The organism is Pseudomonas sp. 3296 (assembly GCF_031456615.1).
Classification (GTDB): Bacteria; Pseudomonadota; Gammaproteobacteria; order Pseudomonadales; family Pseudomonadaceae; genus Aquipseudomonas; species Aquipseudomonas mucoides.
In genome coordinates, this window is record NZ_JAVDUY010000010.1 from 115,155 (window position 1) to 140,761 (window position 25,607).

At 60.4% G+C, this 25,607-nt stretch carries 25 protein-coding genes; 16 read left to right on the forward strand and 9 right to left on the reverse strand.

The features are described from left to right. Positions 1-10: 10 nt before the first annotated feature. A complete protein-coding gene (locus tag J2X66_RS26235; protein WP_310270455.1) occupies positions 11-1,729 on the reverse strand; it encodes a C13 family peptidase in 1,719 nt (572 codons plus the stop codon). A gap of 101 nt (positions 1,730-1,830) precedes the next feature. Beyond that, positions 1,831-2,286, reverse strand: a complete 456-nt coding sequence (locus tag J2X66_RS26240) for a MaoC family dehydratase (RefSeq protein WP_310270457.1) — start codon at positions 2,284-2,286, stop codon at positions 1,831-1,833. Between the two features lie 195 nt (positions 2,287-2,481). Between J2X66_RS26240 and J2X66_RS26245 the strand changes: the two genes are divergently transcribed. From J2X66_RS26245 to J2X66_RS26255, 3 genes are read left to right on the forward strand one after another with little or no spacing between them, the layout of a single operon-like run. Beyond that, positions 2,482-2,844, forward strand: coding sequence for a CidA/LrgA family protein (locus J2X66_RS26245; protein ID WP_310270459.1), 363 nt, complete (start codon positions 2,482-2,484; stop codon positions 2,842-2,844). A gap of 2 nt (positions 2,845-2,846) precedes the next feature. Next, on the forward strand, positions 2,847-3,557 hold the full coding sequence (locus tag J2X66_RS26250) for an LrgB family protein (protein ID WP_172825967.1): 711 nt from the start codon (positions 2,847-2,849) through the stop codon (positions 3,555-3,557). A gap of 10 nt (positions 3,558-3,567) precedes the next feature. Beyond that, positions 3,568-4,158 carry an LON peptidase substrate-binding domain-containing protein gene (locus J2X66_RS26255; RefSeq protein ID WP_310270461.1) on the forward strand — a complete coding sequence of 197 codons (591 nt, stop codon included), beginning with the start codon at positions 3,568-3,570 and terminating at the stop codon, positions 4,156-4,158. A 33-nt stretch (positions 4,159-4,191) separates the two neighbouring features. Here the strand turns inward: J2X66_RS26255 and J2X66_RS26260 are convergent, their stop codons facing one another. Together J2X66_RS26260 and J2X66_RS26265 are read right to left on the reverse strand one after the other, a co-directional pair. Beyond that, the gene (locus J2X66_RS26260; protein ID WP_310270463.1) at positions 4,192-5,508 is read right to left on the reverse strand and encodes a bifunctional DedA family/phosphatase PAP2 family protein; all 1,317 of its coding nucleotides are present in this window, start codon (positions 5,506-5,508) and stop codon (positions 4,192-4,194) included. A 103-nt stretch (positions 5,509-5,611) separates the two neighbouring features. Further along, entirely contained in the window at positions 5,612-6,313 is a 702-nt protein-coding gene (locus J2X66_RS26265; RefSeq protein ID WP_310270465.1) for a DNA-3-methyladenine glycosylase, read from the reverse strand. Positions 6,314-6,502: 189 nt separating this feature from the next. Here J2X66_RS26265 and J2X66_RS26270 point away from each other — a divergent pair, with 189 nt between their 5' ends. The 13 genes from J2X66_RS26270 to J2X66_RS26330 all read left to right on the forward strand — a co-directional run bounded on the left by J2X66_RS26270 (position 6,503) and on the right by J2X66_RS26330 (position 19,232). Continuing rightward, on the forward strand, positions 6,503-7,774 hold the full coding sequence (locus J2X66_RS26270; protein ID WP_310270467.1) for a glutamate-5-semialdehyde dehydrogenase: 1,272 nt from the start codon (positions 6,503-6,505) through the stop codon (positions 7,772-7,774). A gap of 1 nt (position 7,775) precedes the next feature. Next, positions 7,776-8,465 (forward strand): nicotinate-nucleotide adenylyltransferase, encoded by a 690-nt coding sequence (gene nadD, locus J2X66_RS26275; protein ID WP_310270469.1) that lies wholly within the window; start codon positions 7,776-7,778, stop codon positions 8,463-8,465. A gap of 71 nt (positions 8,466-8,536) precedes the next feature. Then, on the forward strand, positions 8,537-9,031 hold the full coding sequence (gene rsfS / locus J2X66_RS26280) for a ribosome silencing factor (protein WP_123433420.1): 495 nt from the start codon (positions 8,537-8,539) through the stop codon (positions 9,029-9,031). A 9-nt stretch (positions 9,032-9,040) separates the two neighbouring features. Then, complete coding sequence (gene rlmH / locus J2X66_RS26285; protein WP_007937439.1) at positions 9,041-9,508, forward strand: 23S rRNA (pseudouridine(1915)-N(3))-methyltransferase RlmH; 468 nt, start codon at positions 9,041-9,043, stop codon at positions 9,506-9,508. Positions 9,509-9,518: 10 nt separating this feature from the next. Next, positions 9,519-11,414: a penicillin-binding protein 2 gene (mrdA, locus tag J2X66_RS26290; RefSeq protein WP_027924299.1), complete on the forward strand. Its 1,896-nt coding sequence runs from the start codon at positions 9,519-9,521 to the stop codon at positions 11,412-11,414. Between the two features lie 31 nt (positions 11,415-11,445). Then, positions 11,446-12,549: a rod shape-determining protein RodA gene (rodA, locus tag J2X66_RS26295; RefSeq protein WP_310270885.1), complete on the forward strand. Its 1,104-nt coding sequence runs from the start codon at positions 11,446-11,448 to the stop codon at positions 12,547-12,549. A 17-nt stretch (positions 12,550-12,566) separates the two neighbouring features. Next, a complete protein-coding gene (gene mltB, locus J2X66_RS26300) occupies positions 12,567-13,577 on the forward strand; it encodes a lytic murein transglycosylase B (protein WP_310270472.1) in 1,011 nt (336 codons plus the stop codon). Further along, complete coding sequence (locus J2X66_RS26305) at positions 13,577-14,590, forward strand: septal ring lytic transglycosylase RlpA family protein (RefSeq protein ID WP_310270474.1); 1,014 nt, start codon at positions 13,577-13,579, stop codon at positions 14,588-14,590. The genes mltB and J2X66_RS26305 overlap by 1 nt, the downstream gene beginning before the upstream one ends. Before the next feature lie 321 nt (positions 14,591-14,911). Next, positions 14,912-16,069, forward strand: a complete 1,158-nt coding sequence (locus J2X66_RS26310; protein ID WP_027924295.1) for a D-alanyl-D-alanine carboxypeptidase family protein — start codon at positions 14,912-14,914, stop codon at positions 16,067-16,069. An 87-nt stretch (positions 16,070-16,156) separates the two neighbouring features. Beyond that, positions 16,157-16,432, forward strand: a complete 276-nt coding sequence (locus J2X66_RS26315) for a DUF493 domain-containing protein (RefSeq protein ID WP_310270477.1) — start codon at positions 16,157-16,159, stop codon at positions 16,430-16,432. Then, positions 16,432-17,079, forward strand: a complete 648-nt coding sequence (lipB, locus tag J2X66_RS26320; protein WP_027924293.1) for a lipoyl(octanoyl) transferase LipB — start codon at positions 16,432-16,434, stop codon at positions 17,077-17,079. Before J2X66_RS26315 ends, lipB begins: the two co-directional genes overlap by 1 nt. Position 17,080: 1 nt before the next feature. After that, complete coding sequence (gene lipA, locus J2X66_RS26325) at positions 17,081-18,106, forward strand: lipoyl synthase (RefSeq protein ID WP_008035102.1); 1,026 nt, start codon at positions 17,081-17,083, stop codon at positions 18,104-18,106. 175 nt (positions 18,107-18,281) lie between these two features. Next, positions 18,282-19,232, forward strand: coding sequence for an LD-carboxypeptidase (locus J2X66_RS26330; RefSeq protein ID WP_310270480.1), 951 nt, complete (start codon positions 18,282-18,284; stop codon positions 19,230-19,232). 103 nt (positions 19,233-19,335) lie between these two features. Here the strand turns inward: J2X66_RS26330 and J2X66_RS26335 are convergent, their stop codons facing one another. The 5 genes from J2X66_RS26335 to leuS all read right to left on the reverse strand — a co-directional run bounded on the left by J2X66_RS26335 (position 19,336) and on the right by leuS (position 25,374). Further along, complete coding sequence (locus tag J2X66_RS26335; protein WP_310270482.1) at positions 19,336-20,658, reverse strand: lytic murein transglycosylase; 1,323 nt, start codon at positions 20,656-20,658, stop codon at positions 19,336-19,338. 61 nt (positions 20,659-20,719) lie between these two features. Further along, complete coding sequence (gene arfA, locus J2X66_RS26340; protein ID WP_007946659.1) at positions 20,720-20,884, reverse strand: alternative ribosome rescue factor ArfA; 165 nt, start codon at positions 20,882-20,884, stop codon at positions 20,720-20,722. A gap of 112 nt (positions 20,885-20,996) precedes the next feature. Next, positions 20,997-22,034, reverse strand: coding sequence for a DNA polymerase III subunit delta (gene holA / locus J2X66_RS26345; protein ID WP_310270484.1), 1,038 nt, complete (start codon positions 22,032-22,034; stop codon positions 20,997-20,999). Positions 22,035-22,073: 39 nt separating this feature from the next. Then, positions 22,074-22,679 (reverse strand): LPS assembly lipoprotein LptE, encoded by a 606-nt coding sequence (gene lptE, locus J2X66_RS26350; protein WP_027924288.1) that lies wholly within the window; start codon positions 22,677-22,679, stop codon positions 22,074-22,076. An 88-nt stretch (positions 22,680-22,767) separates the two neighbouring features. Then, positions 22,768-25,374, reverse strand: a complete 2,607-nt coding sequence (gene leuS / locus J2X66_RS26355; protein WP_310270488.1) for a leucine--tRNA ligase — start codon at positions 25,372-25,374, stop codon at positions 22,768-22,770. Between the last annotated feature and the right edge of the window lie 233 nt (positions 25,375-25,607).

Below are 25,607 nucleotides of genomic sequence, written 5' to 3' on the forward strand. Positions count from 1 at the left end.
ACTGTTCAGCTTAGTTGCTCTTTGCATCCTTGCTGTCGATAGAGACACTTTGTAGCGCTTTTCGTGCCTGCTGCTTGCGTAGCAACTGCCAGTGAGAGATGACCGTTTTTGGCGCCCAGAGCTGCGGTTCAGAGGCTTCGAAGCTGTCCGCCAGTTCGCGCTCTGCGATGGTGGCCTTGGCCAGTTTGAAGGCTTGCTCCAGATCGTCGGTCTGGTTCAGCGCCTGGGCAAACAGCGCGTCGCCGAAGTAGGTGAAGTTGGCTTCCTCGGAGCAGCCAAAGGACACGCGGTCTGCCCGCGAGGCCGTCATGATGAGTGTTCGTTCGTCTTTCAATGCCGGAATGAATCCACCGGAATAGCAGGAGGAAATCACGATGACCTTGTCGCGATTCTTCAGCGGCGCCAGCACCGCGGCGAGTTCATCGGCCGCCAGGTCGGACAGCTCCATGCGTGGCTGGTCGAGCACCAGTTCGTGTTCGGCGGTGCCGTGGCTGGTCAGGTAAATGAAGATCAGGTCTTCCGGGCCGCTGCGCTCGGCCAGGGTTAATGCCGCACGGCGCAGGTTTTCCCGGGTGGCCATCGGCCGGTCGACGAGGTGGTCGCGATGATTCACCAGCCGGATTTGCCCAAATGCACCGAAGCGGCTGCTGAGCATGTTGCTGACGTAATCGGATTCGCGCAGGAACACGCTTTGTTTGCCGTCACCGCCAACGGTCAGGGTGTACAGTTCGACGGCCGGCGTCGAGGTCGGCACGTTGAACAGGGCGTCGTCGAGCAAGCGACCCTGAGCCAGCAAGCCAAGCTCCAGGCTGTCGGGCAGCAACTTGCCATCGGCGTCACGCACACGCTGGCCATTGTTCCACGTGCCGCTTTGCACGGTGCCGTCAGTCAGCACCAGGGTGCCTCGACCTGAATAGCTGTCGCCGTCGAACTGGCCGGTATAAAAGCTGCCATCGGGCAGATTCAAGCGGCCCTGGCCGGTGAAGCGCCAGTCGCTGAACTGGCCGATGTAGTGGCTGCCATCCGCACCGATCAACTCGCCCTTGCCGTTCAGTGAGCCTTCCTTGAACTGACCGAGCCAGACATCGCCGTCGGCATTCTCGTAGCGACCCTTGCCGTGCAATTGATTGTTCTTGAAACCGCCCGCGTAGATGTCGCCGTCAGCGCTGTTGAAGGTCCCGTTGCCTTCCAGTTGCCCATCGACGAAATGCCCGGTGAACTGATTGCCGCTGGCGTCGCCGCGCTGGCCTTCACCGTTGGGTTTGCCATGGGCGAACTGGCCCTGGTACGAGCTGCCGTCATCGAGTTCGAGATGACCGAGCCCTGAATATTGATCGGCCTTGAATTCACCGCGATAGGTCATGCCGTTTTCTTTGAGCGTGCCTTCGCCCTCGCGCCGACCGAGTTTGAAACCGCCGGTGTAGCTGCTGCCCGGTGTGGTCAGCGTGCCTTGGCCGTCGAACAGGCCCTGGTTGAAATTCCCGCGATAGACCTCGCCGTTGCTGCCATGCCATTCGCCCTGGCCATGCCATTGACCCTTGTCGAACTCGCCGGCGTACCAGCTGCCGTTCGGGTAGTCGATGCGACCCTGACCTTGCAGCAAGCCGTTGACTAGGTCGCCGCGATAACGCCCACCGTCCGGCAGCCGGGCATCGGGAGGCAGCAGCGATTCACCATCGCCGCAAGCGGTGAGTAACAGGGTCAAGGCAAGGAGTGCAAGTGAGCGCATAGCGGGATCCGGGCAATTAGGCGACCGAGTATGCCGCAGCTATGTGTCGTATATATAGAGAGGGTCGCGAAACAGCGTGAGCTGCTTCGCATCCGGGAGGTTTACACGAAGCAGAGGGACAGCGATTCAGCGATATAGGCCGGTTTGTCCGAGCCTTCTATCTCAAGGGTGCAGACGGCCTTGAGCAGCCATTGGCCGGGTTTTTTCTCAGTGGCGTCGCTGAGTTCGACCTTGAGACGCACTTTTGAATCGACCTTGACCGGTTGAATGAAACGCACGCTGTCGAGACCGTAGTTGACCACCATCTTCGCGCCTTGGGGGAGGATGAGGATGTCTTCCATCAGTTTCGGGATCAGTGACAGCGACAGGAATCCATGTGCGATGGTGCTGCCAAATGGCGTTTGCGCGGCTTTGACCGGGTCGACATGAATAAACTGATAATCACCTGTGGCTTCTGCGAACAGGTTGATGCGCTCCTGATCGATGGTGAGCCATTCGGAACGTCCGAGTTCCTTGCCGACATAATCTTTGAGCTCTGCAACGGGAACATGGGGCATTGAGACTCTCCTTGGGTTTCATCGGATTTATAGTTTTTCGAGTGGGGGGATTTGACCTCCCTGTGAACCACTTTAGATCAACATGGCAAATGGCTCCGGTCAACTGTCCATGCTTTTGGCGAATGCCGATCCATAGCGCTGACGTGCTTATAATGCTCGGCCCCTGCTTGGTGGGGCGAGTGCGGGAGATGCCGGATGTTGTTACGTGGCCTGACCTGGCTGGTGCTGTTCCAATTGCTGGGCACAGCCATCAACCACCTGTTTTTACCGGTGCTGCCGGGGCCGATTATCGGTTTGCTGTTGTTGCTGGTGTACCTGATTTCACGCGGACAAGTCGGCGAGCCGCTGAGCCTGGCGGCCAGCAGTCTGCTGCGTTACTTGCCGTTGCTGCTGGTGCCGCCGGCCGTGGGCGTGATGGTGTACTTCAAGGACATTGCCGCGGACTTCTGGGCCATCGTCGGTGCATTGGTGTTGTCGCTGGTGCTGTCCATGGCGTTTGCCGGAGTGTTGATGCAACGCATGGTCAAGCGCCACGTCCCTCGCGGAGATGACCAATGATCCTGGATTGGCACGGCGCGCTCGACTCGGTGATTCATCATCCGTTGTTCGGCATCGGCATCACGTTGGGCGCTTATCAGTTGGTGTTGGCCGCTTTCGAGAAAACCCGCTGGATCTTCCTGCAACCAGTGCTGGTCTCGATGCTGGTGGTGATCGGTGTTCTGGTGACCTGCGGCCTGACCTACGCCGAGTACCGCAAGAGCACCGAGATCCTCAGCATCTTGCTCGGGCCTGCGACGGTGGCGCTGGCGGTGCCGCTGTACCTTAATCTGCGACGGATTCGGCAGTTGTTCTGGCCGATATTTACTACGCTGGTGATAGGTGGCGTGGTCGCCACGGGCATGGGCGTGTTGCTGGGCTGGTGGTTCGGTGCCGAACACATGATCCTGATGACCATGGCACCCAAGTCGGTGACGTCTCCGATTGCCATGCTGGTGGCCGAGCAGATCGGCGGTGTCGCAGCGCTGGCCGCGGTGTTCGTGTTGATCACCGGCGTGATCGGTGCGATCTTCGGCCCGAGCCTGTTGACCCGGCTGGGTGTCCACAGCCCCGAGGCGCGCGGCATGGCACTGGGCATGACCGCCCATGCGGTCGGCACTTCGGTGGCCTTGCAGGAAAGTGAGGAGTGCGGCGCCTTTGCGGCGCTGGCGATGAGTCTGATGGGCGTGGCCACGGCGGTGTTCCTGCCGTTGGTGGTGTCGATGATGGTGTAAGGAAATGTCTATGAGTTTGCCGCTTTTTCCGCTGAATACAGTGCTGTTTCCTGGCTGCATCCTCGACTTGCAGATCTTCGAGGCGCGCTACCTGGACATGATCAGCCGCTGCATGAAACAGGGCAGCGGCTTTGGCGTGGTGTGCATCCTTGATGGCGAAGAAGTCGGCATTGCACCGGCAGGTTATGCGCTGGTGGGCTGTGAAGCGCTGATCACCGATTTCAAACAGCAGGACAACGGCTTGCTGGGGATTCGGGTGCAGGGTGGACGGCGGTTCCATGTCTTGCGCACCGAGGTGCAGCGTGATCAGTTGACCGTCGCTGATGTCGAGTGGCTGGAGGATGAACCTGAGCAACCGCTGCAGGATGAAGACGCGGATCTGGTGGCGCTGCTCAAGGCGTTGGCCGAACACCCGATGGTCGAAGCGTTGAACATGGGCACCGAAGCGACCGGGCAACAGTCGCTGGCCAATCAGCTCGCTTATCTACTGCCGTTTGCCGAGCTGGACAAGATTGATTTGCTGCAACTCGATGACCCGCAGCAGCGACTGGATGCGATCCAGGCGCTGTTGGATGAGTTGCAAGGGGAGCTGTTTGCTTGAATCGCACCTGTAGCAGGCTCGACAACTGCTACTTCAGTACGCATACCGCAACATCGCGTGCGGCAAATGCCGCAATGCGAAGAACGCAAACAAAACCATCAGCGCCGGCAGCACCAGCCACCAGACTTTAGGCGGCATGGCGTTTAGCGGCGCCTGACGCTGGCTCAACCACAAGCTCGCTGCACACACGCACGCCGCCAGCATCGCGCCGGCCAGTACATCCGTCGGCCAATGCGCGCCCAGATACACCCGCGACAGGGCAATCGCCAGCGCGGGCAAACATCCCAGCAGCAACCAGGTCAGGCGCATCCGCGGTGGTTGTCCGCGACCGGCCAGCACGGCGAGGGTCAGGAATAATGCGAAGGCGCCGGAGGCATGACCGCTTGGCATGCTGTAGCTGGTCAACGGATCACTCAACACTTCGGGGCGCACGCGGGCGAAAAATTGCTTGGTGAATGTGTTGCCAAGGGCGGTGACGAGCAGGGTGCTGCCAGCGAAAATCGCCTGTCGCCATTGCCGAGCGATCAGCAGAAGCGCGACCAGCAAGCCACTGAACACCAGCATGTTGCGGAACTCACCAATCAGCGTGAAGAGCACGGCCACTTCATCGAGCATCGGGCTGCGGTGTTCCTGTACCAGGGTCATGACGCCCTGATCGAGCGCGGTCAGGCGCGGATAGCCAATAAACAGTCCCAGCAGAATCAGAAAGCTCATCCCGGCGATCAACATCGTCGCCTTGCGATGGCGGCGCATGCTGCTGGTGATGCTCAGGCCGACCATGGCCGCAATGGCGCCAGCGACGACGCCCGCCTCCGGCCAGAAGCCTTCCGGCAACGGTAAACGAATCGCCGCGCCCGTGGCCCAGCCGGGCAGCAGGTACGCCACACTCCAGCCAGCGGCAGCCAACAGACTGACAGCGAAAAATCGCGGGAAGGGCATGTCGAACATGCCGGCGACCATCGGCAGCATCGGACGCAGGGGGCCGATGAAGCGCCCGACCAACAGGCTGGCAATACCATAGCGCTGGAAATACGCCTCGGCCCCGGCAATCCATTCCGGATGATGGCGCAAACCCGGCAGGCGCCGAATGTTTTGATGGAAATGTCGACCGATGAAGTAGGACACGACATCGCCCAGTACGCCGGCGAAGAACCCCAACAGCAACGTTTCACTTAGCGACAGCGCGCCGCTGCCAGCCAGTACCGCCACGGCAAACAACATAACCGTACCGGGTACGATCAGTCCGGCAATCGCCAGGCATTCGACAAAGGCCACGATGAACACCGCCGCCGCCAGCCATTGAGGGTTGACCGTCAACCAACCGGTCACGCTATCGAGCCATGGGCCCATAAAAACAACTCCATCAAATGTTCATTGGTCCCATGGGGGACGAACGCTATCTTCCAGACACTTCAGATCCCTTGTAGGCGTAAGCCTGCAGGGGGAATATCCATCATCGAGGCAGCAAAAAATAATCGCGACCTTCGACCTGCCCCCGTCGAAGCGGGTTTCGCGTGCAATACGGCGCATAAGCAGCATCGACGAAGCGGTACATCAAGTGCTCATCGCGCCCACGGGGGATGCCCAGGCGCGTGGTTTGAATGACGTGGGCTGGCGCCGGACCGACGTCCTCAACCAGCAACACCTCATGGTCGAAACGCTTGGCATCCCAGACCGGCACCTTCAAAGCCAGCGCCTTGCACAGCAATGTCTGTCCGGCGCACAGCTTTTGCGTCGGGCGAGGGCGGCCTTGGGTGTCGGGGTTGTTCAACAGCATCTGCGCCAGGCTCGCCGGCCCGCTCAATTCGTCGACCCACGGATAGGCGGATTTGATCAGTACCGCGTTGCCCGGGCCCTGAGCGCTGAAGTTCAAGGAGTCGCCGCCACGGGCGTAATACATATAGATGTGACCGCCATCCAGAAACAAAGCCTTACGCTTTTCTGTGTAGCCGAGGGAGGCGTGGCTGCCTTTTTCTTCGAAGTAATAGGCTTCGGTTTCGATAATCCGGGCGCTGAGCCACAGGTCGCCGACCCGGTGACGGATGACTTTGCCGAGTAAATCCCGGGCCAGTGTTTGTGCGTCGCGGTCGAAAAACGCATCCGGGAGCCCCGTGGGCAGGCTCGCAGCGGACGCTCGAACAGTCAGGTTGGACATGATGAACGGCGTTTATCAGGGCTGATTGAGTGGTGATGATAACAATTTGCAGCTTAATCCCGGCTGAACGTCGGCAAATTGCCCTCGATTTCGACCATCCGCCCGTCACCGCTGTTAGTCCCGGGACGCGACAGCTATAATCTGCCGCTTTACTCTTTACCAAGACCTTAGCAAAGATCACCACAGACCATGACTGAGTCCGTTCTTGACTACATGACCCGCCTGGGTCGCGCTGCCCGCGAGGCTTCTCGCGTCATCGGCTGCGCCAGCACCGCGCAGAAAAACCGCGCCTTGCAGGCCGCTGCCAATGCGCTGGACGCTGCACGCGTCGAGTTGACGACTGCCAACGAACTGGATTTGGCCGCGGGTCGCGCCAATGGTCTTGAACCTGCCTTGCTGGAGCGTCTGGCGCTGACCCCGGAACGCATCGACGGCATGATCGTCGGCTTGCGCCAGGTGGCCGCACTGCCGGACCCGGTCGGCGCGATTCGTGACATGAGCTTTCGCCCGTCGGGTATTCAGGTTGGCAAGATGCGTGTGCCGTTGGGCGTGATCGGGATCATCTACGAATCCCGGCCGAACGTGACCATCGACGCCGCCAGCCTGTGCCTGAAGTCCGGTAACGCGACGATCCTGCGTGGCGGTTCCGAAGCCATTCATTCCAACCGCGCCATCGCCGCCTGCATCCAGCGCGGACTGGCCGAAGCCGAACTGCCGGCCGCCGTGGTGCAAGTGGTTGAAACCACCGATCGTGCCGCCGTTGGCGCGCTGATCAGCATGCCGGAATACGTCGACGTCATCGTGCCCCGTGGTGGCCGTGGCCTGATCGAACGTGTCAGTCGTGACGCTCGCGTGCCGGTGATCAAGCACCTGGACGGAATCTGCCACGTCTACGTGAGTGAGCACGCCGACCTGGCGAAAGCCCAGCGCATCGCGTTCAACGCCAAGACATACCGTTATGGCATCTGTGGCGCGATGGAAACGCTGCTGGTGGACCAAACCGTTGCCAAGGATTTCCTGCCGTCGATGGCTGCCCAGTTCCGCGAAAAAGGCGTTGAACTGCGTGGCTGCGAACGCACGCGGGCAATCATCGATGCGGTCACGGCTACTGAAGAAGACTGGACCACCGAATACCTGGCGCCGATTCTGTCGATCCGTGTGGTCGACGGGCTGGGCCAGGCCATCGAGCATATTAATAAGTACGGCTCCCATCACACCGACTCGATTGTCAGCGAAAATCTCGCCGATACGCGGCGTTTCGTCGCGCAAGTCGATTCATCGTCGGTCATGATCAACACCCCGACGTGCTTCGCCGATGGCTTTGAATACGGATTGGGTGCCGAGATTGGCATTTCTACTGATAAGCTGCACGCCCGCGGCCCGGTGGGCCTCGAAGGTCTGACCTGCGAGAAGTACATCGTGGTCGGTGATGGCCAGTTGCGCGGCCAGGCGTCGGTCTGACTTGGGCGACCTCGACCCGACAGCCCCAGCCACCGCAAACGAGCCTCAACCTCGGCGCATTGGCATGCTGGGCGGCACGTTCGACCCGGTGCACATCGGCCATCTGCGCGGTGCGCTGGAAGTCGCCGAGTCGTTGGCACTCGATGAATTGCGTCTGACACCCAGTGCCAGGCCGCCGCATCGCGGTACGCCGCAGGTGTCGGCAAAAGACCGTCTGGCGATGGTCGAGTGCGCGGTGGCCGGTGTGGCACCGTTAGTGGTGGATGCCCGCGAATTGCAGCGGGACAAACCGTCCTACACTATCGATACCCTGGAACTGATGCGCGCCGAACTGGCCGCCCCGACCCAGGTTTTTCTACTTTTGGGCTGGGACGCATTTTGCGGCCTGCCCACTTGGCACCGCTGGGAGGAGTTGCTCCAGCATTGCCACATCCTGGTGCTGCAACGCCCGGATGCCGACAGCGAACCGCCGGATGCCTTGCGCAACCTGCTGGCAGCGCGCTCGGTGAGCGACCCGCTGGCCCTCAAAGGGCCGAGCGGACAGATTGCATTCGTCTGGCAGACACCGCTCGCGGTATCCGCCACCCAGATCCGTCAACTGCTGGCCAGCGGTAAGTCGGTACGTTTCCTGGTGCCCGACGCGGTCCTGGCCTACATCGATGCGCACGGACTTTACCGTGCGTCGAACTGAAAAGAGGCGCGCTTCAAGCACGTGATCACGTGTATCGAAGCCCCCGAACATACGAGCAAAACGAGTTTTATATGACTGACAAAGACGTAGCTAAAGTAAAGCGCAAAGGCACATTCAAAAGCGCTCCACTGCCAGTAGAGGCGCCAACCGGGCCGGAGCTGCGCGGCGAAGAACTGGTCAAGGTTGCCGTAGCCGCCCTGGAAGACGTCAAGGCCCAGGACATCCAGGTCATCGACGTTCGCGAAAAGCAGAGCATCACTGACTTCATGATCATCGCTACCGGTACTTCCAACCGCCAGATCGGCGCGATGCTGGACAAGGTTCGCGAAGCCGTCAAAGCCCAGGGCGTCAAGCCATTGGGTGAAGAAGGCAAGGGCGACAGCGACTGGGTGTTGCTGGACATGGACGACGTCATCGTTCACATGATGACTGCCTCCGCTCGCCAGTTCTACGACCTGGAACGTCTGTGGTCCGGCGCTGAACAGAGCCGTGCGTTGAACGCGGCTCACCACAGCCCGGAAAACACCCACGAGCATTTCATCAAGCTCAACAAAGACCAGCAATAAGGGCCCGCTGTGCGACTGCGACTGATCGCCGTCGGTTCACGGATGCCCAAGTGGGTGGAAGAAGGCTGGCATGAATATGCCAAGCGTCTTCCGTCCGAGCTGGCGCTGGAACTGGTGGAAATACCGCTCAACACCCGTGGCAAGAACGCCGACGTGGCGCGCTTCATCCGTCAGGAAGGCGAAGCCATGCTGGCCAAGGTCGGGCCGAATGAGCGCGTTGTCACCCTCGAAGTCCACGGCAAGCCCTGGAGCACCGAGCAGCTGGCGGTCGAGCTCGATCGCTGGCGCCTGGACTCGCGCACGGTGAATTTCATGGTCGGCGGTCCTGAAGGACTGGCGCCGGAAGTCTGTGCCCGAGCCGATCAGCGCTGGTCATTGTCGCCGTTGACGTTGCCGCACCCGCTGGTGCGTATTCTGATCGGCGAACAGCTGTATCGTGCCTGGACAGTCTTGTCCGGTCACCCTTACCACAAGTAGTTCTGCCCTCATGTCTCAGCCGATCCGTATCAAGGACCACGAAAAAGACGCCCGTCTGGTGCGTGGCCGTGTCGTGTTCGGTGCCATTGCGGTCGTGACGCTTATTTGTGTGCTGATCGCGCGGCTGTATTTCCTTCAAGTCATCCAGTACGAGTACCACTCGACCCTGTCGGAAAACAACCGCGTCCATGTGCAGCCGATTCCGCCGACGCGCGGACTGATCTTCGACCGCAATGGCGTGGTGGTGGCCGATAACCGGCCCAGCTTCAGCCTGAGCATGACCCGCGAGCGCTCCGGCGACTGGCAGCAAGTGCTCGACGTGATCGTCGAAGTGCTGGAGCTGACACCCGAGGACCGGGTGATCTTCGAGAAACGCATGCGTCAGGGGCGCCGGCCGTTCGAGCCGGTGCCGATCCTGTTCGAGCTGACCGAAGAGCAGATCGCCCGGATCGCGGTGAACCAGTTCCGTCTGCCTGGCGTGGAAGTGGTTGCGCAGTTGGTGCGTCACTACCCGCAGGGCGCGCATTTTGCGCACTCGGTCGGGTACATGGGGCGGATCAACGAGAAAGAGCTGAAATCCCTCGACCCGGTCAATTACAGCGGCACCCACCACATCGGCAAGACCGGCATCGAGCGCTTTTACGAGCCTGAGCTGCACGGTCAGGTGGGTTACGAGGAAGTCGAAACCAACGCACGGGGCCGCGTTTTGCGTGTGCTCAAGCGTACCGATCCGATTCCCGGCAAGGACATCGTCCTGAGCCTGGACATCAAATTGCAGGAAGCCGCCGAAGCCGCACTTGGCGGTCGCCGTGGTGCCGTCGTTGCGCTGGACCCGAAAACCGGCGAAGTGCTGGCGATGGTCAGTCAGCCGAGTTTCGACCCGAACCTGTTCGTGACCGGCATCAGCTTCAAGGCCTATTCCGAACTGCGCGACTCGATCGACCGGCCATTGTTCAACCGCGTGCTGCGCGGTCTGTACCCGCCGGGCTCGACCATCAAGCCGGCAGTGGCGATTGCCGGTCTGGATTCGGGGGTGGTCACCGCATCGACCCGCGTGTTCGATCCCGGTTATTACCAACTGCCCAACTACGATCACAAATACCGTAACTGGAACCGTACCGGCGACGGCTACGTGGATCTGGACACGGCGATCATGCGGTCCAACGACACCTACTTCTATGATCTGGCCCATAAGCTGGGAATCGATCGCTTGTCGGCGTATCTGGGCAAATTCGGCATTGGCCAGAAGGTCTCGCTGGACATGTTCGAAGAATCACCGGGCCTGATGCCGTCCCGCGAATGGAAGCGTGCGACCCGTCGCCAGGCTTGGTTCCCGGGTGAAACCCTGATTCTCGGAATCGGCCAGGGCTACATGCAGTCCACGCCGCTGCAACTGGCCCAGGCCACGGCGCTGGTGGCCAACAAAGGTGTGTGGAACCGTCCGCACCTGGCCAAGACCGTCGAAGGCGAGAAGCCGAAAGATGAAAACCCGATGCCGGACATTGTCCTGCGCGATCCGTCGGACTGGACCAAGGTCAACCACGGGATGCAGCAGGTGATGCACGGCGCTCGTGGTACCGCACGCAAGGCATCGATTGGCGCGCAATACCGGATTGCCGGTAAAAGTGGTACGGCCCAGGTGGTCGCGATCAAGCAGGGCGAGAAGTACGACCGCTCCAAGGTTCAGGAACGTCACCGCGACCACGCCTTGTTTGTCGGCTTCGCGCCGGCCGACAACCCGCAAATCGTGGTGTCGGTGATGGTCGAGAACGGCGAGTCCGGTTCCGGGGTCGCCGCGCCAGTGGTGCGTCAAGTCATGGACGCCTGGCTCCTGGACCAGGATGGCCGCCTTAAAGCCGAGTACGCCAGCCCTATCAGTGCAGAGGCTACAGCCCGTGATGAATAATTTTGATCGCATGCTCTCCAGTGAGGATGTGATGCGTCGTCGTGCCACGTTGTTGCAGCGCCTGCATATCGATGGCCCGTTGTTGATTCTGCTGCTGACTCTCGCGGCCGGCAGCCTGTTCGTGCTTTATTCGGCCAGCGGAAAAAGCTGGGACCTGCTGGCCAAGCAAGCCACGTCATTCGGCATTGGCCTGGTGTCGATGATCGTCATCGCACAGTTCGAGCCGCGTTTCATGGCGCGTTGGGTGCCGGTCGGTTACGTGCTCGGTGTGCTCTTGCTGGTCGTCGTGGACGTCATGGGCCACAACGCCATGGGCGCCACGCGCTGGATCAACATCCCCGGCGTGATTCGCTTCCAGCCCTCGGAGTTCATGAAAATTCTGATGCCGGCGACCATCGCCTGGTACCTGTCCAAGCGCACCTTGCCGCCGCAACTCAAGCACGTTGCGGTCAGTCTGTTCCTGATTGGTTTGCCGTTCATCCTGATCGTGCGTCAGCCGGACCTGGGTACATCGCTGCTGATCCTGGCAGGCGGTGCGTTTGTGCTGTTTATGGGGGGCTTGAAGTGGCGCTGGATCATCAGCGTGATCGCCGCCGCCGTGCCGGTGGCCGTGGCGATGTGGTTCTTCATCATGCACGACTACCAGAAACAGCGAATCCTGACCTTCCTCGACCCGGAGAGTGATCCGCTGGGGACTGGCTGGAACATCATTCAGTCGAAAGCCGCCATCGGTTCCGGCGGTGTGTTCGGCAAGGGTTGGCTGCTGGGCACCCAGTCGCACCTGGACTTCCTGCCGGAAAGCCACACCGACTTCATTATTGCGGTGTTGGGCGAAGAGTTCGGCCTGGTGGGTATTTGCGCGTTGCTGCTGATCTACCTGCTGCTGATCGGACGGGGTCTGGTGATTACCGCCCAGGCGCAGACATTGTTCGGCAAATTGCTCGCGGGCAGCCTGACCATGACGTTTTTTGTTTACGTTTTCGTCAACATCGGTATGGTCAGTGGCCTGTTGCCGGTTGTGGGGGTGCCGTTGCCGTTCATTAGCTACGGAGGAACTTCGCTGGTAACGCTGCTGTCAGCGTTTGGGGTTTTGATGTCGATCCATACCCATCGTAAGTGGATCGCACAAGTTTGAATAAGGTGAAGATTTCAATGCAAGTAATGCGTGGCTGGGCGACTCGATACGCGCCGTGGGTCGGCCTGGTAAGCATCCTTGGCACAGCGCAGGACGCGTTGGCCGGCGATTACGAAGGCTCACCCCAGGTGGCCGAATTCGTCGGTGAAATGACCCGCGACTACGGTTTCGCCGGTGAGCAGCTGATGGGCGTGTTCCGCGAAGCCGAGCGCAAGCAGTCGATTCTGGACGCGATCTCGAAACCCGCCGAACGGGTCAAGCAGTGGAACGAATACCGGCCGATGTTCATCACCGACGCGCGTATCGCCCGTGGTGTGGACTTCTGGCGTCAGCACGAAGCAGTGCTGGCGCGTGCCGAGCAGGAATACGGTGTGCCGGCGCAGGTCATTGTCTCAATCATCGGCGTTGAAACCTTTTTCGGACGCAATACCGGCAATTACCGGGTGATCGACGCGTTGTCGACCCTGGGTTTCGACTATCCTCCCCGTGCCGAATTCTTCCGCAAGGAATTGCGTGAGTTCTTGCTGCTGGCCCGGGAAGAGCAGGTCGATCCGTTGACCCTCAAGGGTTCCTATGCCGGCGCCATGGGCTTGCCACAGTTCATGCCGAGCAGTTTTCGCGCATATGCGGTGGATTTTGACGGTGACGGTCACATTAATATCTGGACCAATCCGGACGATGCCATTGGCAGCGTTGCCAGTTACTTCAAGCGTCACGGCTGGGTGGCCGGCGAACCGGTGGTCAACCGCGCCGATGTGCGAGGCGAGCAGGTGGATGAAGGTTTGACCACGGGGATCGAGCCGGTAAAAACCGTAGGGGAGTTGCGGGCGCTGGGGTGGTCAAGTCATGATGCGCTGCGCGATGATATGCCGGTCACGGCTTTCCGCCTGGAAGGTGACAATGGCCCCGAGTATTGGATGGGCCTGAAGAATTTCTACGCGATCACGCGTTATAACCGCAGCGTGATGTACGCCATGGCCGTACATCAACTGTCTGAACAGCTGGTCCAAGCACGGGGCGTCAAGTAATGCGGGCATTGCCTATGAATAAACCCCTGAAGCTCATGGCTTACACCGCGTTGGCGGTGCTGCTTGCCAGTTGCTCGACCAGTCGCGCGCCGACTCAGAAAACCTCGTCCACTGCCGTGCGCTCGGCGCCGGGGCTGGACATCAACCGCGCCCACAAAGATGGCGCGCCGTGGTGGGACGTCGACGTATCGCGCATCCCGGATGCCACGCCGACCCTGCACAGCGGTCCTTACAAGGCCAACCCGTACACGGTGCTGGGCAAGACCTATTTCCCGCTGCAAGAATCCAAGACCTACGTCGCCTCGGGCACGGCGTCCTGGTATGGCACCAAGTTTCACGGCCAGAATACCGCCAATGGCGAAGTGTACGACCTGTACGGCATGAGTGCCGCGCACAAGACATTGCCACTGCCAAGTTACGTTCGGGTGACCAACCTGGACAACAACAAGAGCGTGATCCTGCGGGTCAACGACCGTGGGCCGTTCTATTCGGACCGCATCATCGACTTGTCCTATGCCGCCGCCAAAAAGCTCGGTTATGCCGAAATCGGTACGGCGCGGGTCAAGGTCGAGGGGATCGACCCGCAACAGTGGTGGGCTCAAAAAGGCCGTCCGGCGCCTTTGATGCTCAACGAGCCACAAGTCGCGCAAAATAGCGCCCCGGTGATTACGGCCTCGGCCGGCACCGTCGAGCAATGGACACCGCCGCCGCAGCAACACGCCGCGGCCGTCGTGCCTGTTCAGCTTGATGCAAAAAAAAACGCTTCTGTACCAGCCTCTGGCCAGTATCTGCAGGTGGGCGCGTTCGCCAACCCGGACGCTGCAGAACTCCTGAGATCGAAGCTCAGCGGGATGGTGAGCGCTCCGGTGTTCATCAGCTCGATAGTACGCAACCAACAGACACTGCATCGGGTGCGCCTGGGGCCGATCGGTTCTCAGGGTGAAATCCAGCAAGTGCAGAACAGCGTGCGCATGGCCAATCTCGGTTCGCCGAGTCTGGTTACCGCCGAGTAATACGTAGTACTTGATTCACGGTTCGCTTGCGGTTTGGGGGGCGGACCTGGTTGTTGGCTCGTTAAAGAACAAAAGCCCGGCAAGGGTTCTGAGTGAACAACTGAACACGCGATGACCCGTGGGGTTTGGCCGAAAACTCGCCGAGCGGCGATCAGGCAAGGCAAAAGCAGGTGAGGACGCGGAGTGTAGGGGACCTACATGAGCATCCGAGGCTGTTTTTAACGCCGCATGATCATCGCTCAGGCAGTTTGGGACAAAGCCTGAAGGTTGTCTGAATAGTTTTGCCCCTGGGCAGTTTCCATTAGCGATTTCGAGAGACGGATGAACATCACCACCTTTGCCAAACGCCTGTTCCTGTTAGTCCCGCTGCTCCTCTCGCCCGCCGCGTTTGCGGTCGAGGTGATGCCTTCACCCCCGCAACTGGCCGCCAAGGCCTATGTGCTCATGGATGCCAGCAGCGGCAACGTGCTGGTCGAGAACAATGGTGATCAGCGTCTGCCGCCGGCCAGCCTGACCAAGCTGATGACCGCGTACATCGCGACCCTGGAAATCCGTCGTGGCCAGATCGGCGAAAACGACCCGGTGACCGTCAGCGAAAACGCCTGGCGTACCGGCGGTTCGCGGATGTTCATCAAGGTGGGCTCGCAGGTCACTGTCAGCGACCTGCTGCACGGCATCATCATCCAGTCGGGTAACGACGCCAGTGTTGCGCTCTCCGAGCACATCGCCGGCAGCGAAGACGCTTTCGCCGACGTGATGAACAAAACCGTGGCCGACCTGGGCATGACCAACACCCACTTCATGAACCCGACCGGTCTGCCAAACCCTGAGCACTACTCGTCGGCTCATGACATGGCCGTGCTGGCTCGCGCGATCATCCACGAAGACCCTGCTCACTACGCGATCTACTCGCAAAAAGAGTTCTTCTGGAACGGCATCAAGCAGCCTAACCGCAACCTGCTGCTGTGGCGCGACAAGACGGTCGACGGTCTGAAAACCGGTCACACCGACGAAGCTGGCTACTGCATGGTGTCTTCGGCCGTTCGTGATGGCATGCGCCTGATCGCCGTGGTATTTGGCACCAACAGCGAAGTGGCTCGTGCCGCCGAAACCCAGAAACTGCTGACTTATGGTTTCCGCTTCTTCGAAACCCAGACCTTCTATCAGAAAGGCGCCGAGCTGGCTCAGGCCCCTGTCTGGAAAGGCGCGACCAATCAAGTCAAGGCCGGCCTGGCTGAAGACCTGACCATGACCCTGCCAAAAGGCCAGCTGAAAAAGCTCGCCGCCAGCATGACCATGAACCCGCAACTGGTTGCGCCAATCGCGAAGGGCGACGTGATCGGTAAAGTGGAAGTGAAACTGGACGACAAAGTGGTGCACAGCGCCGACCTGATCGCTCTGGACGCTGTCGAGGAAGGTGGTATCTTCCGCCGCATGTGGGATAGCATCCGTCTATTCTTCTACAGCATCTTCAACTGAATACAGTGTGCACCTGCATGACTCCGCGCTGATCCGGCGCGGGGTCATGCCCGTCGCCACGGCTTACGCTTACGAGGCCGTTACGCCATGACCGATACCGAAGTAAAGGCGCCAAAGATCGAATTCCCTGCCAATGATTACCCGGTTAAGGTGATCAGCGACACCGGCGTGGGGAATAAGGACAAGATCATCGACATCGTCAGGAAACACGCAACAATCAATGATGAGCGTGTAGACGAACGCCAAAGCAGCAACGGCAAATACACCACCATTCAGTTGCACATCGTTGCCACCGGCCAAGAACAGCTGTACGACATCAACAGCGAACTGCGGGCTACCGGCTTCGTGCACATGGTGTTGTGATGTCTGGCACGCTGGGCTTTCGTGAGCTCGGCCAGATGGCTTACGAGCCGGTCTGGCATGCCATGCAACGCTTCACCAACGAACGCGGCACCGAGGCTGCCGACGAAATCTGGCTGGTCGAGCACCCGCCGGTGTTCACCCAGGGGCAAGCCGGCAAGGCCGAGCACTTGTTGTTGCCCGGAGATATTCCGGTGGTGCAGGTCGACCGGGGCGGGCAGGTGACTTATCACGGGCCCGGCCAACTGGTGGCTTATCTGCTGCTGGACGTACGCAAACTCGGGTTTGGTGTGCGTGACCTGGTCACCCGCATGGAACTGTGTCTGATCGAACTGCTGGCGAGTTACGGCGTTACTGCCGCCGCCAAGCCGGACGCACCGGGTGTCTATGTCGACGGGGCGAAAATCGCGTCCCTGGGGCTGCGGATCCGCCACGGTTGTTCCTTTCATGGCCTTGCCCTGAACGTGGACATGAACCTGGAACCGTTTCGACGAATTAATCCCTGCGGCTACGCCGGGCTGGCGATGACCCAGCTGAGCGATCACGCAGGGCCGATTGAATTTGCCGAGGTAAGTGCCCGGCTGCGCGCGCAGCTCGTCAAACACCTCGACTATGCTGAGCAGACGACCCTAACGGGCGGAATCGACTGATATGACTACTGATGCAGTGCAAACCATGATCCCGACGCTCGATGTCACCGAGCGTCCGGCCCCGCGTGCCAAGGTTGAAGCCGGCGTCAAGCTGCGCGGCGCCGAGAAGGTTGCACGTATCCCGGTGAAGATCATTCCGACCACCGAACTGCCGAAGAAACCCGACTGGATTCGCGTGCGCATCCCGGTTTCCCCGGAAGTCGACCGCATCAAGGCCCTGCTGCGCAAACACAAGCTGCACAGCGTGTGCGAAGAAGCGTCCTGCCCGAACCTGGGCGAGTGCTTCTCCGGCGGCACCGCGACGTTCATGATCATGGGCGACATCTGCACCCGTCGCTGCCCGTTCTGCGACGTCGGCCACGGCCGTCCGAAACCACTGGACGTCAACGAGCCGGAAAGCCTGGCCATCGCCATCGCCGACCTGAAACTCAAGTACGTGGTGATCACTTCGGTTGACCGCGATGACCTGCGTGACGGCGGTGCCCAGCACTTTGCCGACTGCATCCGCGAGATCCGCAAGCTGTCGCCTAACGTGCAGCTCGAAACCCTGGTCCCGGATTACCGTGGCCGTATGGACGTGGCGCTGGAAATTACCGCCGCCGAGCCGCCAGATGTGTTCAACCACAACCTGGAAACCGTGCCGCGCCTGTACAAGGCTGCGCGTCCGGGTTCGGATTACCAGTGGTCGCTGACCCTGTTGCAACGCTTCAAGCAGATGATGCCGCACATTCCAACCAAGTCCGGTTTGATGCTGGGTCTGGGCGAAACCGACGAAGAAGTGATCGAAGTCATGAAGCGTATGCGCGAACACGACATCGACATGCTGACCCTGGGTCAGTACCTGCAACCGTCCCGCAGCCACTTGCCGGTGCAGCGTTTCGTGCACCCGGACACCTTCGCCTGGTTCGCCGAGGAAGGTTACAAGATGGGCTTCAAGAACGTTGCTTCCGGCCCGCTGGTACGTTCCTCGTACCACGCCGACGAGCAAGCGAAGCTGGTTAAAGCCGAGTTGATATCGTCCTTGTAATGTGGCGATGACATAAAAGGCGCCCGCATGGCTTTTCAGGCTTTGCGGGCGTTTTTTTGCCTGGCCTGCGCCAGCCAGTGTTTTGTCCTGCAACCGGCGGGCGACTGAGCCTCTTCTGTTTGTCCCCGTTCCTGACTACTGTGTGCTGAAGATTTTCGCGCAGGGAGATTCATGGATGACCGTTCGACCGACCCACACGCTGTATCCGCATACACCTGTTCCAGCCTTGCCTTCGCAAGGGTTGATCGGCGTGATTGCACCCGCCGGCCCTGCCGGGCTGGACACTGACAAGGCCATCGCCTGGATGCGCGCTCGCGGCTATGCGCTGCGGGTGTTTCCCGGGGTGTACGAGAACGAGGGTTATTTGGCCGGCAGTGACGAGGTGCGGCTCAATGATCTGCACGCGGCGTTCGCGGATCCCGAGGTGGATGCCATCATCTGCCTGCGCGGTGGTTATGGCACACCACGCTTGCTCGACCGCCTTGATTTCGAGCTGCTGCAAAACAACGCCAAACCGTTCATCGGCTACAGCGACATCACGGCGCTGCATTTGGCGATCAGCCGTTATGCCGGTTTCGTGACCTTTCATGGTCCGCTGCTCAATGCCGATTTGCTGGGTGACAAGCAGAAACCTACCGAGTCATCATTTTTCAACATGCTCAGAGGCCAGGTAAAGGCCGGTAGCGTGATTTCGCACCCGGTGGCCTGGCCGTTGACCACGATCGAGCCAGGCATCGCTCACGGGCGTTTGCTCGGCGGTAACCTGTCGATGATTGCCGCAACCATGGGCACACCCTACGAATTGGAAGCCGAGGGCGTGATCCTGTTGATCGAGGACGTCAACGAGCCGCTGTATCGCATAGACCGGCTGCTGACCCATCTGCGTCTGGCGGGTGCGCTGGGCAAGCTGCGCGGGGTTTTGGTAGGGGATGTGGCGGGGGTTGATGCGGTCGCGCTGGAACGGTTGCTCAAGCAGACCTTCGGGCCGTTGCGGATTCCGGTGCTGGCCGGGTGGCGCAGTGGGCATTGTGATCCGAACCTGACGTTGCCGATGGGGGCTTTGGTTCGATTGGATGCGGGGAAGAAGGAGTTGGTGTTGGAGCAGGATGTGGTGGTCATGCGCTAGAGTTTTCCTCGCCTGAATGTCAGCCATCGCGAGCAGGCTCACTCCTGGATTGGTTCTGTGAACGACACAAAACCTGTGGGAGCGTGGCTTGCCCGCGATGCTTTTAGCGATTACGCAGACCTTCCAGCAACTTGTGCGTCGGATACCCGTCCGCCGGCCAGCCAAACGACTGCTGTGCACTGCGGATCGCTTTGCGCGTATTGGCGCCGATAATGCCATCCGGGGTGCCCGCGTCGTAGTTCTGGGCACTCAACAGGCTTTGCAATTCCATGCGCTCGGTACGGCTCAACGGCAAATCATCTTTCGGCCAGGTGCCGCTGATCAGCCCTCCACCACTGAAGCGTTCGGACAACAAACTCACCGCCAACGCATAGGACGACGAGTTGTTGTACTTGAGGATCGCGCGGAAGTTGTCGAGCACCAGGAATGCCGGGCCACGATAGCCAGCCGGCAGCAGCAGGGCCGCAGAGAGGTGTTCCGAGCCTGGCGGAACCCGAGCGCCAGCAGGCAGCGAAACTCCCAGTTGCAACCACTCGGCGACACTTTTGCGAATTGTGCCATCGGCCAGCACGTAGTTGAAACTGCCCGGCAGTTGCACTTCAAAGCCCCACGGCTGGCCTCTCTGCCACCCGGAGCTTTGCAGGTAGTGCGCGGTCGAGGCCAGGGCGTCGGCGGAGCTGTTCCAGATGTCACGGCGACCGTCACCATCGAAGTCGACAGCGTGGGTGTTGTAAGTCGTCGGGATGAATTGGGTCTGGCCCATGGCGCCAGCCCAGGAACCGAGCATTTTCTCGGGGGTGATGTCGCCCTGTTGCAGGATTTGCAGAGCGGCGATCAGTTGATCGTGGGCAAAGCCGGGGCGTCGGCCTTCGTACGCCAGGGTCGCCAGCGAGTTGATGACTGACTTGCTGCCCTGGAACTGACCGAAGTTACTCTCCATGCCCCACACCGACACCAGCGCCTGGCGGTCGACGCCATAACGCTGTTCGATGCTTTGCAGGATGGCCGCGTTTTCGCTGAGCAGCGCCTGGCCCTTACGTACCCGCAACGGCGACAAGGCACCGTCGAGGTATTCCCACACCGGGCGGGAAAACTCCGGTTGACTGCGGTCGGCCCGGATTACACTTGGGTCGAAGCTGACATCGGCAAAGGCGCGGTCGAACAGATCGGCGCGGATACCGGCGGTCAGTGCGTCTTTGCGGAAACCTGCTTGCCATTCGGCGAACGTCTGGGTGGGCTGGATGTCGAGGTTTTCCCCGGCCGGCACCACGGGCGGAATGACCGCAGGGGCTGTCGCGACGGGAAGGGTCTGTAGTGGCTGGGCGTCGGCGGCGGTTGGTTTTTCCGCGCAGGCGACAAGCAAAATGAGGCTGGAGGCAGCGATCAGTTGGCGAACGGGCCAACGACGGGAAAGACTAAGGGGCATGCACAGGTCCAGAGGATACGAATCAGGTACAGACCTTAACATGTAGAAGGGGTGTTCTGCTTTACGCAGCCAGAAAGTAAGAAGCCTCCCAGCTATTAGACTGGAAGGCTTCGCGGCGGTAGCTGCCTTTGCCCTTGCCGGCTCGCTCTTGACGGCTGCGGAACAGTGGCTGGGCGATAATGGATTTGGCCTTGTTCGGGCCATGGGTTGATGGCTTTTTGCTCATGATGATTCTCGCGAGTGAGTGGTTTTTGCAGGGCAAATCATCGGCTGAAGTTGGGGTTCTGTCTAGTCCCCACAGGTTGTAGGACCTTTCGCCAGCTGCTACAAGGGTGTGTTTATTCGGCGGGCAATGTCAGGCGTTGACCGGCCATCAACAACGACAATCGACTGAGGCTCATCCACGGAGAGCCCGCCGCCTGACCCTTGATCTGCGCGTCAATGCGCTGCGCTTCCAGCAACAACTGCGCCCAGCGTTGCGCCGAGTAGCGTTGCAGGGCTTTGCTCATCAGGGGTTTTCGCTTGTCCCAAACCGGTGGGCGGGCTGAGCTGAAGGCTTTGTCCAGTGGCACGCCCTGGCTGTATTGCAATGACAGGTTGGCCAGCAGACGCAGTTCCCGGGCCAGCGCCCAGAGAATGACCGGAGGTTCGACACCTTCACCGCGCAGCCCTTCAAGCATGCGCAGCGCGTGGGCCGCCTCGCCATTCAGGATCGCGTCGGTCAGGCCGAATACATCGTAACGTGCACTGTCGGCCACAGCGGCCTGTACGGTTTCGACGGTGATCTGCCCACCTTCGGCCATCAATTTGAGCTTTTCGATTTCCTGCGCGGCGGCGAGCAGGTTGCCCTCGACGCGCGCGGCAATCAGTTCGACTGCGTCCTGGCTGGCCGACAACCCGGCTTGAGACAGGCGCTGGCGAATCCAGCTTGGCAGCTGGTTGGCATCCACCGGCCAGATTTGCACGAACTGCGTGTGCTGACCCTCGACCAGCGCCTTGCCCCACTTGGTCTTCTGCGCACTGCCATCGAGCTTGGGCAAGCTGATCAGCAATATCGTGTCTTCGGCCGGGCGCGAACAGTATTCGATGAAGGCGGCAGCGCCCTTGTCGCCGGGTTTGCCGGAGGGCAGGCGCAGTTCCAGCAGGCGCTTTTCGGCGAACAACGACATGCTCGCACCCGCCTGCAACAACGTGCCCCAGTCGAAGCTGGCGTCGGCGGCGAAAACCTGACGTTCATCGAAACCTTGCTGGCGGGCGGCGGCACGAATGGCGTCGGCCGCTTCCTGACACAGCAACGGGTCATCGCCGCTGATGATGTAGACCGGCGCGAGGGCACCTTGCAGGTGTTTACCGAGTTGGGCGGGGGCGAGTTTCATAAGAAAGGGCCATCGGGGCGCCGGAGCGCCCCGAAAGTCTTACTGTTGCGGGATCTGGACAGGCGACTGGCGCGGAGTATTCGCTTCAGCCTTCTGTGCAGCTTCCAGCGCCTGGGCTTCAGCCTTGGCCTTGGCTTCGGCGGTCTGCTGCAGCTGATCCAATTGGGTCGGGGTAATCTGTTGCAGACGCAGCATCATGCGCTGAATCAGCTCGCGACGGGTTTCTGCACGGGCAGTGTCGGCGTCCTGGTCGGACCCTGCCAGGTTGTTGCCGTCATGCATGAAGATCTTTTGCACTTCGAGCTTGTCGCTTATCAGCTGCAGATCATGTGCGCCACGAATGTCGTAGTTCAGAACAGTGGTGATCTGGTACTCACCAGTATGGCCGCCGCCTGCGTAGCTGATGATGCGCTGGCTTTCCTGCTCATTGGTCAGCACCAGCTTGTAAGGTGCGCCGGTGTAGACCTTGACGCCACTGCCTTCCAGCACCTGACGCATTTGCTTCACGGTCTCGCCATAGGCGTTACGGGCGCTCAGGTCGAGCTCCTTGATCGCCAGTTCAGTGGTGCCGGTGCCGCGCAGCTGGAAACCGCAGGCGCTCAACAGGACCGCAAGGCCCATCACCAGCAGATTGCGTTTGATCATTTTGTTGCTCCCCTTGAAACCATGTGGGCCGATCTTGCGGCCCGAAAGGTTTTACTCGGCGCCGGGCATGGCCCGGCACCTGATCCAATTAGCTGGCGACGATGTTGACCAGTTTCCCGGGCACGACGATCACTTTGCGAATAGTCAGGCCGTCGACAAAGCGCAGCACGTTCTCGTTGATACGGGCCGCGGCTTCGACTTCTTCGCGCGTTGCGCTGGCCGGCATTTCGATCTGGCCGCGCAGCTTGCCGTTGACCTGGATGACCAGCGTCAGGCTGTCCTGCACCAATGCGTTCTCGTCCAGTACCGGCCAGGCGGCGTCGATCACCGGGTCAGCGTGACCCAGCCGATTCCACAGCTCGTGGCTGATGTGCGGGGTGATTGGCGCCAGTAGCAGCGTCACGGTTTCCAGACCTTCCTGAACCAGTGCGCGATCCTGTTCGGTGCCTTGCGGGGCTTTTTCCAGCACGTTCATCAGCGTCATCACCTGGGCGATGGCCGTGTTGAATTTGTGGTTCTGGCCAACGTCGTGGCTGGCTTGCTTGATGGCCTGGTGGATCGAGCGGCGAATGACTTTCTGTTCGTCGTTCAGGCCGGCGACGTCCAGTTTGCCCGGCAGGCCCAGAGTGACGTGGGCTTGAGCCAGGCGCCAGACGCGCTTGAGGAAGCGGTGCGAACCTTCCACGCCGGAGTCGGACCATTCCGCGCTCATGTCGGGTGGCGAGGCGAACATCATGAACAGGCGGCAGGTGTCGGCGCCGAACTGGTCAATCATCGACTGTGGGTCAACGCCGTTGTTCTTCGACTTGGCCATCTTCTCGGTGCCGCCGATTTCCACCGGCAGGCCGTCCGCGATCAGCTTGGCGCTGATGACCTTGGCCTTGCTGTCACGCTCGAGTTCCACGTCCGCCGGATTGAACCAGGTGTAGGCGCCATTGGCTTCACGGCGATAGTACGTCTCGGCGATCACCATGCCTTGGGTCAGCAGGTTCTTGAACGGCTCGTTGGAGCTCACCAGTCCTTCGTCACGCATCAGCTTGTGGAAGAAACGCGCGTACAGCAGGTGAAGAATGGCGTGCTCGATACCGCCGATGTACTGATCCACCGGCAACCAATGGTCGGCCGCGGATTTTTCCACCAGGCCGCCTTCATAGTGGGGCGAGGCGTAGCGGGCGTAGTACCACGAGGACTCGACGAAGGTGTCCATGGTGTCGGTTTCACGCTTGGCAGGCTGGCCACATTTAGGGCAGCTGCACTCGTAGAACTCGGGCATGCGAGCCAGTGGCGAACCGGCGCCGTCGGGCACGACGTCTTCCGGCAGCACAACCGGCAACTGGTCTTCCGGCACCGGCACGTCACCGCAGCTAGTGCAGTGGATGATCGGGATCGGGCAACCCCAATAGCGCTGGCGGCTGATACCCCAGTCGCGCAGACGGAACTGGGTGCGCGAGGCACCAAGGTTTTTCTTGATCAGCGCGACTTCAATGGCGTCAAACGCGCCGGCGAAATCGAGGCCGTCGAACTCGCCGGAATTGATCAGCGTGCCGTGCTCGCCATACGCGTCCTGCCACGGAGCCGGGTTGGTGTCACCCGAGCTGGTGCGCACCACGGACTTGATCGGCAGGTTGTACTTGGTGGCGAACTCGAAATCACGTTCATCGTGCGCCGGGACAGCCATGACCGCGCCATCGCCGTAATGCATCAGCACATAGTTGGCGACCCACACCGGCAGTTTCTCGCCGGTCAGCGGGTGCTCGACGAACAGCGAGGTCGGCAGGCCTTTCTTCTCCTGGGTGGCGACGTCGGCTTCTGCGACGCTGCCGCCCTTGCATTCAGCGATGAACGCTTGCAGCTCAGGATTGTTCTGCGCGGCCAGGGTGGCCAAGGGGTGTTCAGCGGCCACGGCGACGTAAGTCGCTCCCATTAAAGTGTCCGGACGGGTGGTGAATACCTTCAGCGCGCCGGCTTCGCCGATGGAATCGACGTTGTACGGGAACTGCACTTCCATGCCGCGGGACTTGCCGATCCAGTTGCGCTGCATGGTCTTGACCTGTTCAGGCCAGCCAGTCAGTTCGTCGAGGCTTTCCAGCAGCTCATCCGCGTACGCGGTGATCTTGAAGTAGTACATCGGGATTTCGCGTTTTTCGATCAGCGCGCCGGAGCGCCAGCCGCGACCGTCGATCACCTGTTCGTTGGCCAGGACAGTCTGGTCGACCGGGTCCCAGTTCACGGTGCCGCTTTTTTTGTAGATCACACCTTTTTCGAACAGGCGAGTGAACAGCCATTGTTCCCAGCGGTAGTAATCCGGCTTGCAGGTGGTCACTTCGCGAGACCAGTCCACCGCCAGGCCCAGGCTGCGCAGCTGGGTTTTCATGTAGGCGATGTTTTCGTAGGTCCACTTGGCGGGCGCTACGTTGTTTTTCATCGCGGCGTTTTCCGCCGGCATGCCGAAGGCGTCCCAACCCATGGGTTGCAGAACGTTCTTGCCTTGCATGCGCTGGTAGCGGGAGATCACGTCGCCGATGGTGTAGTTGCGCACGTGCCCCATGTGTAGCTTGCCGCTGGGGTAAGGGAACATCGACAGGCAGTAGAACGTCTCCTTGCCTGGCTGTTCACTGACTTCAAAGGACTTTTGCTCGTCCCAGAACGACTGGGCGGCGGCTTCGATTTCACGGGGCTGATATTGTTCGTGCATGGCTACTTTTGAACTGAATAGGGGTGGCCTAATCCTCTTCAATGCGACGCTGGACGGTGAGCACGCCAAATCGGCGTTTCGGTGCCCAGACGAGCTGGAAGTGGAGTTACAGGAAGCGCCGTAGCATACATGACCGCACTCTACCGAGGGAAACCCTGATTACGCTCGCGCGTCTTGCAAAAACGGCTGCGAGGGCCGTTGGTCGCAGTGTTCAGCCGGTTTGTTCATGGAAG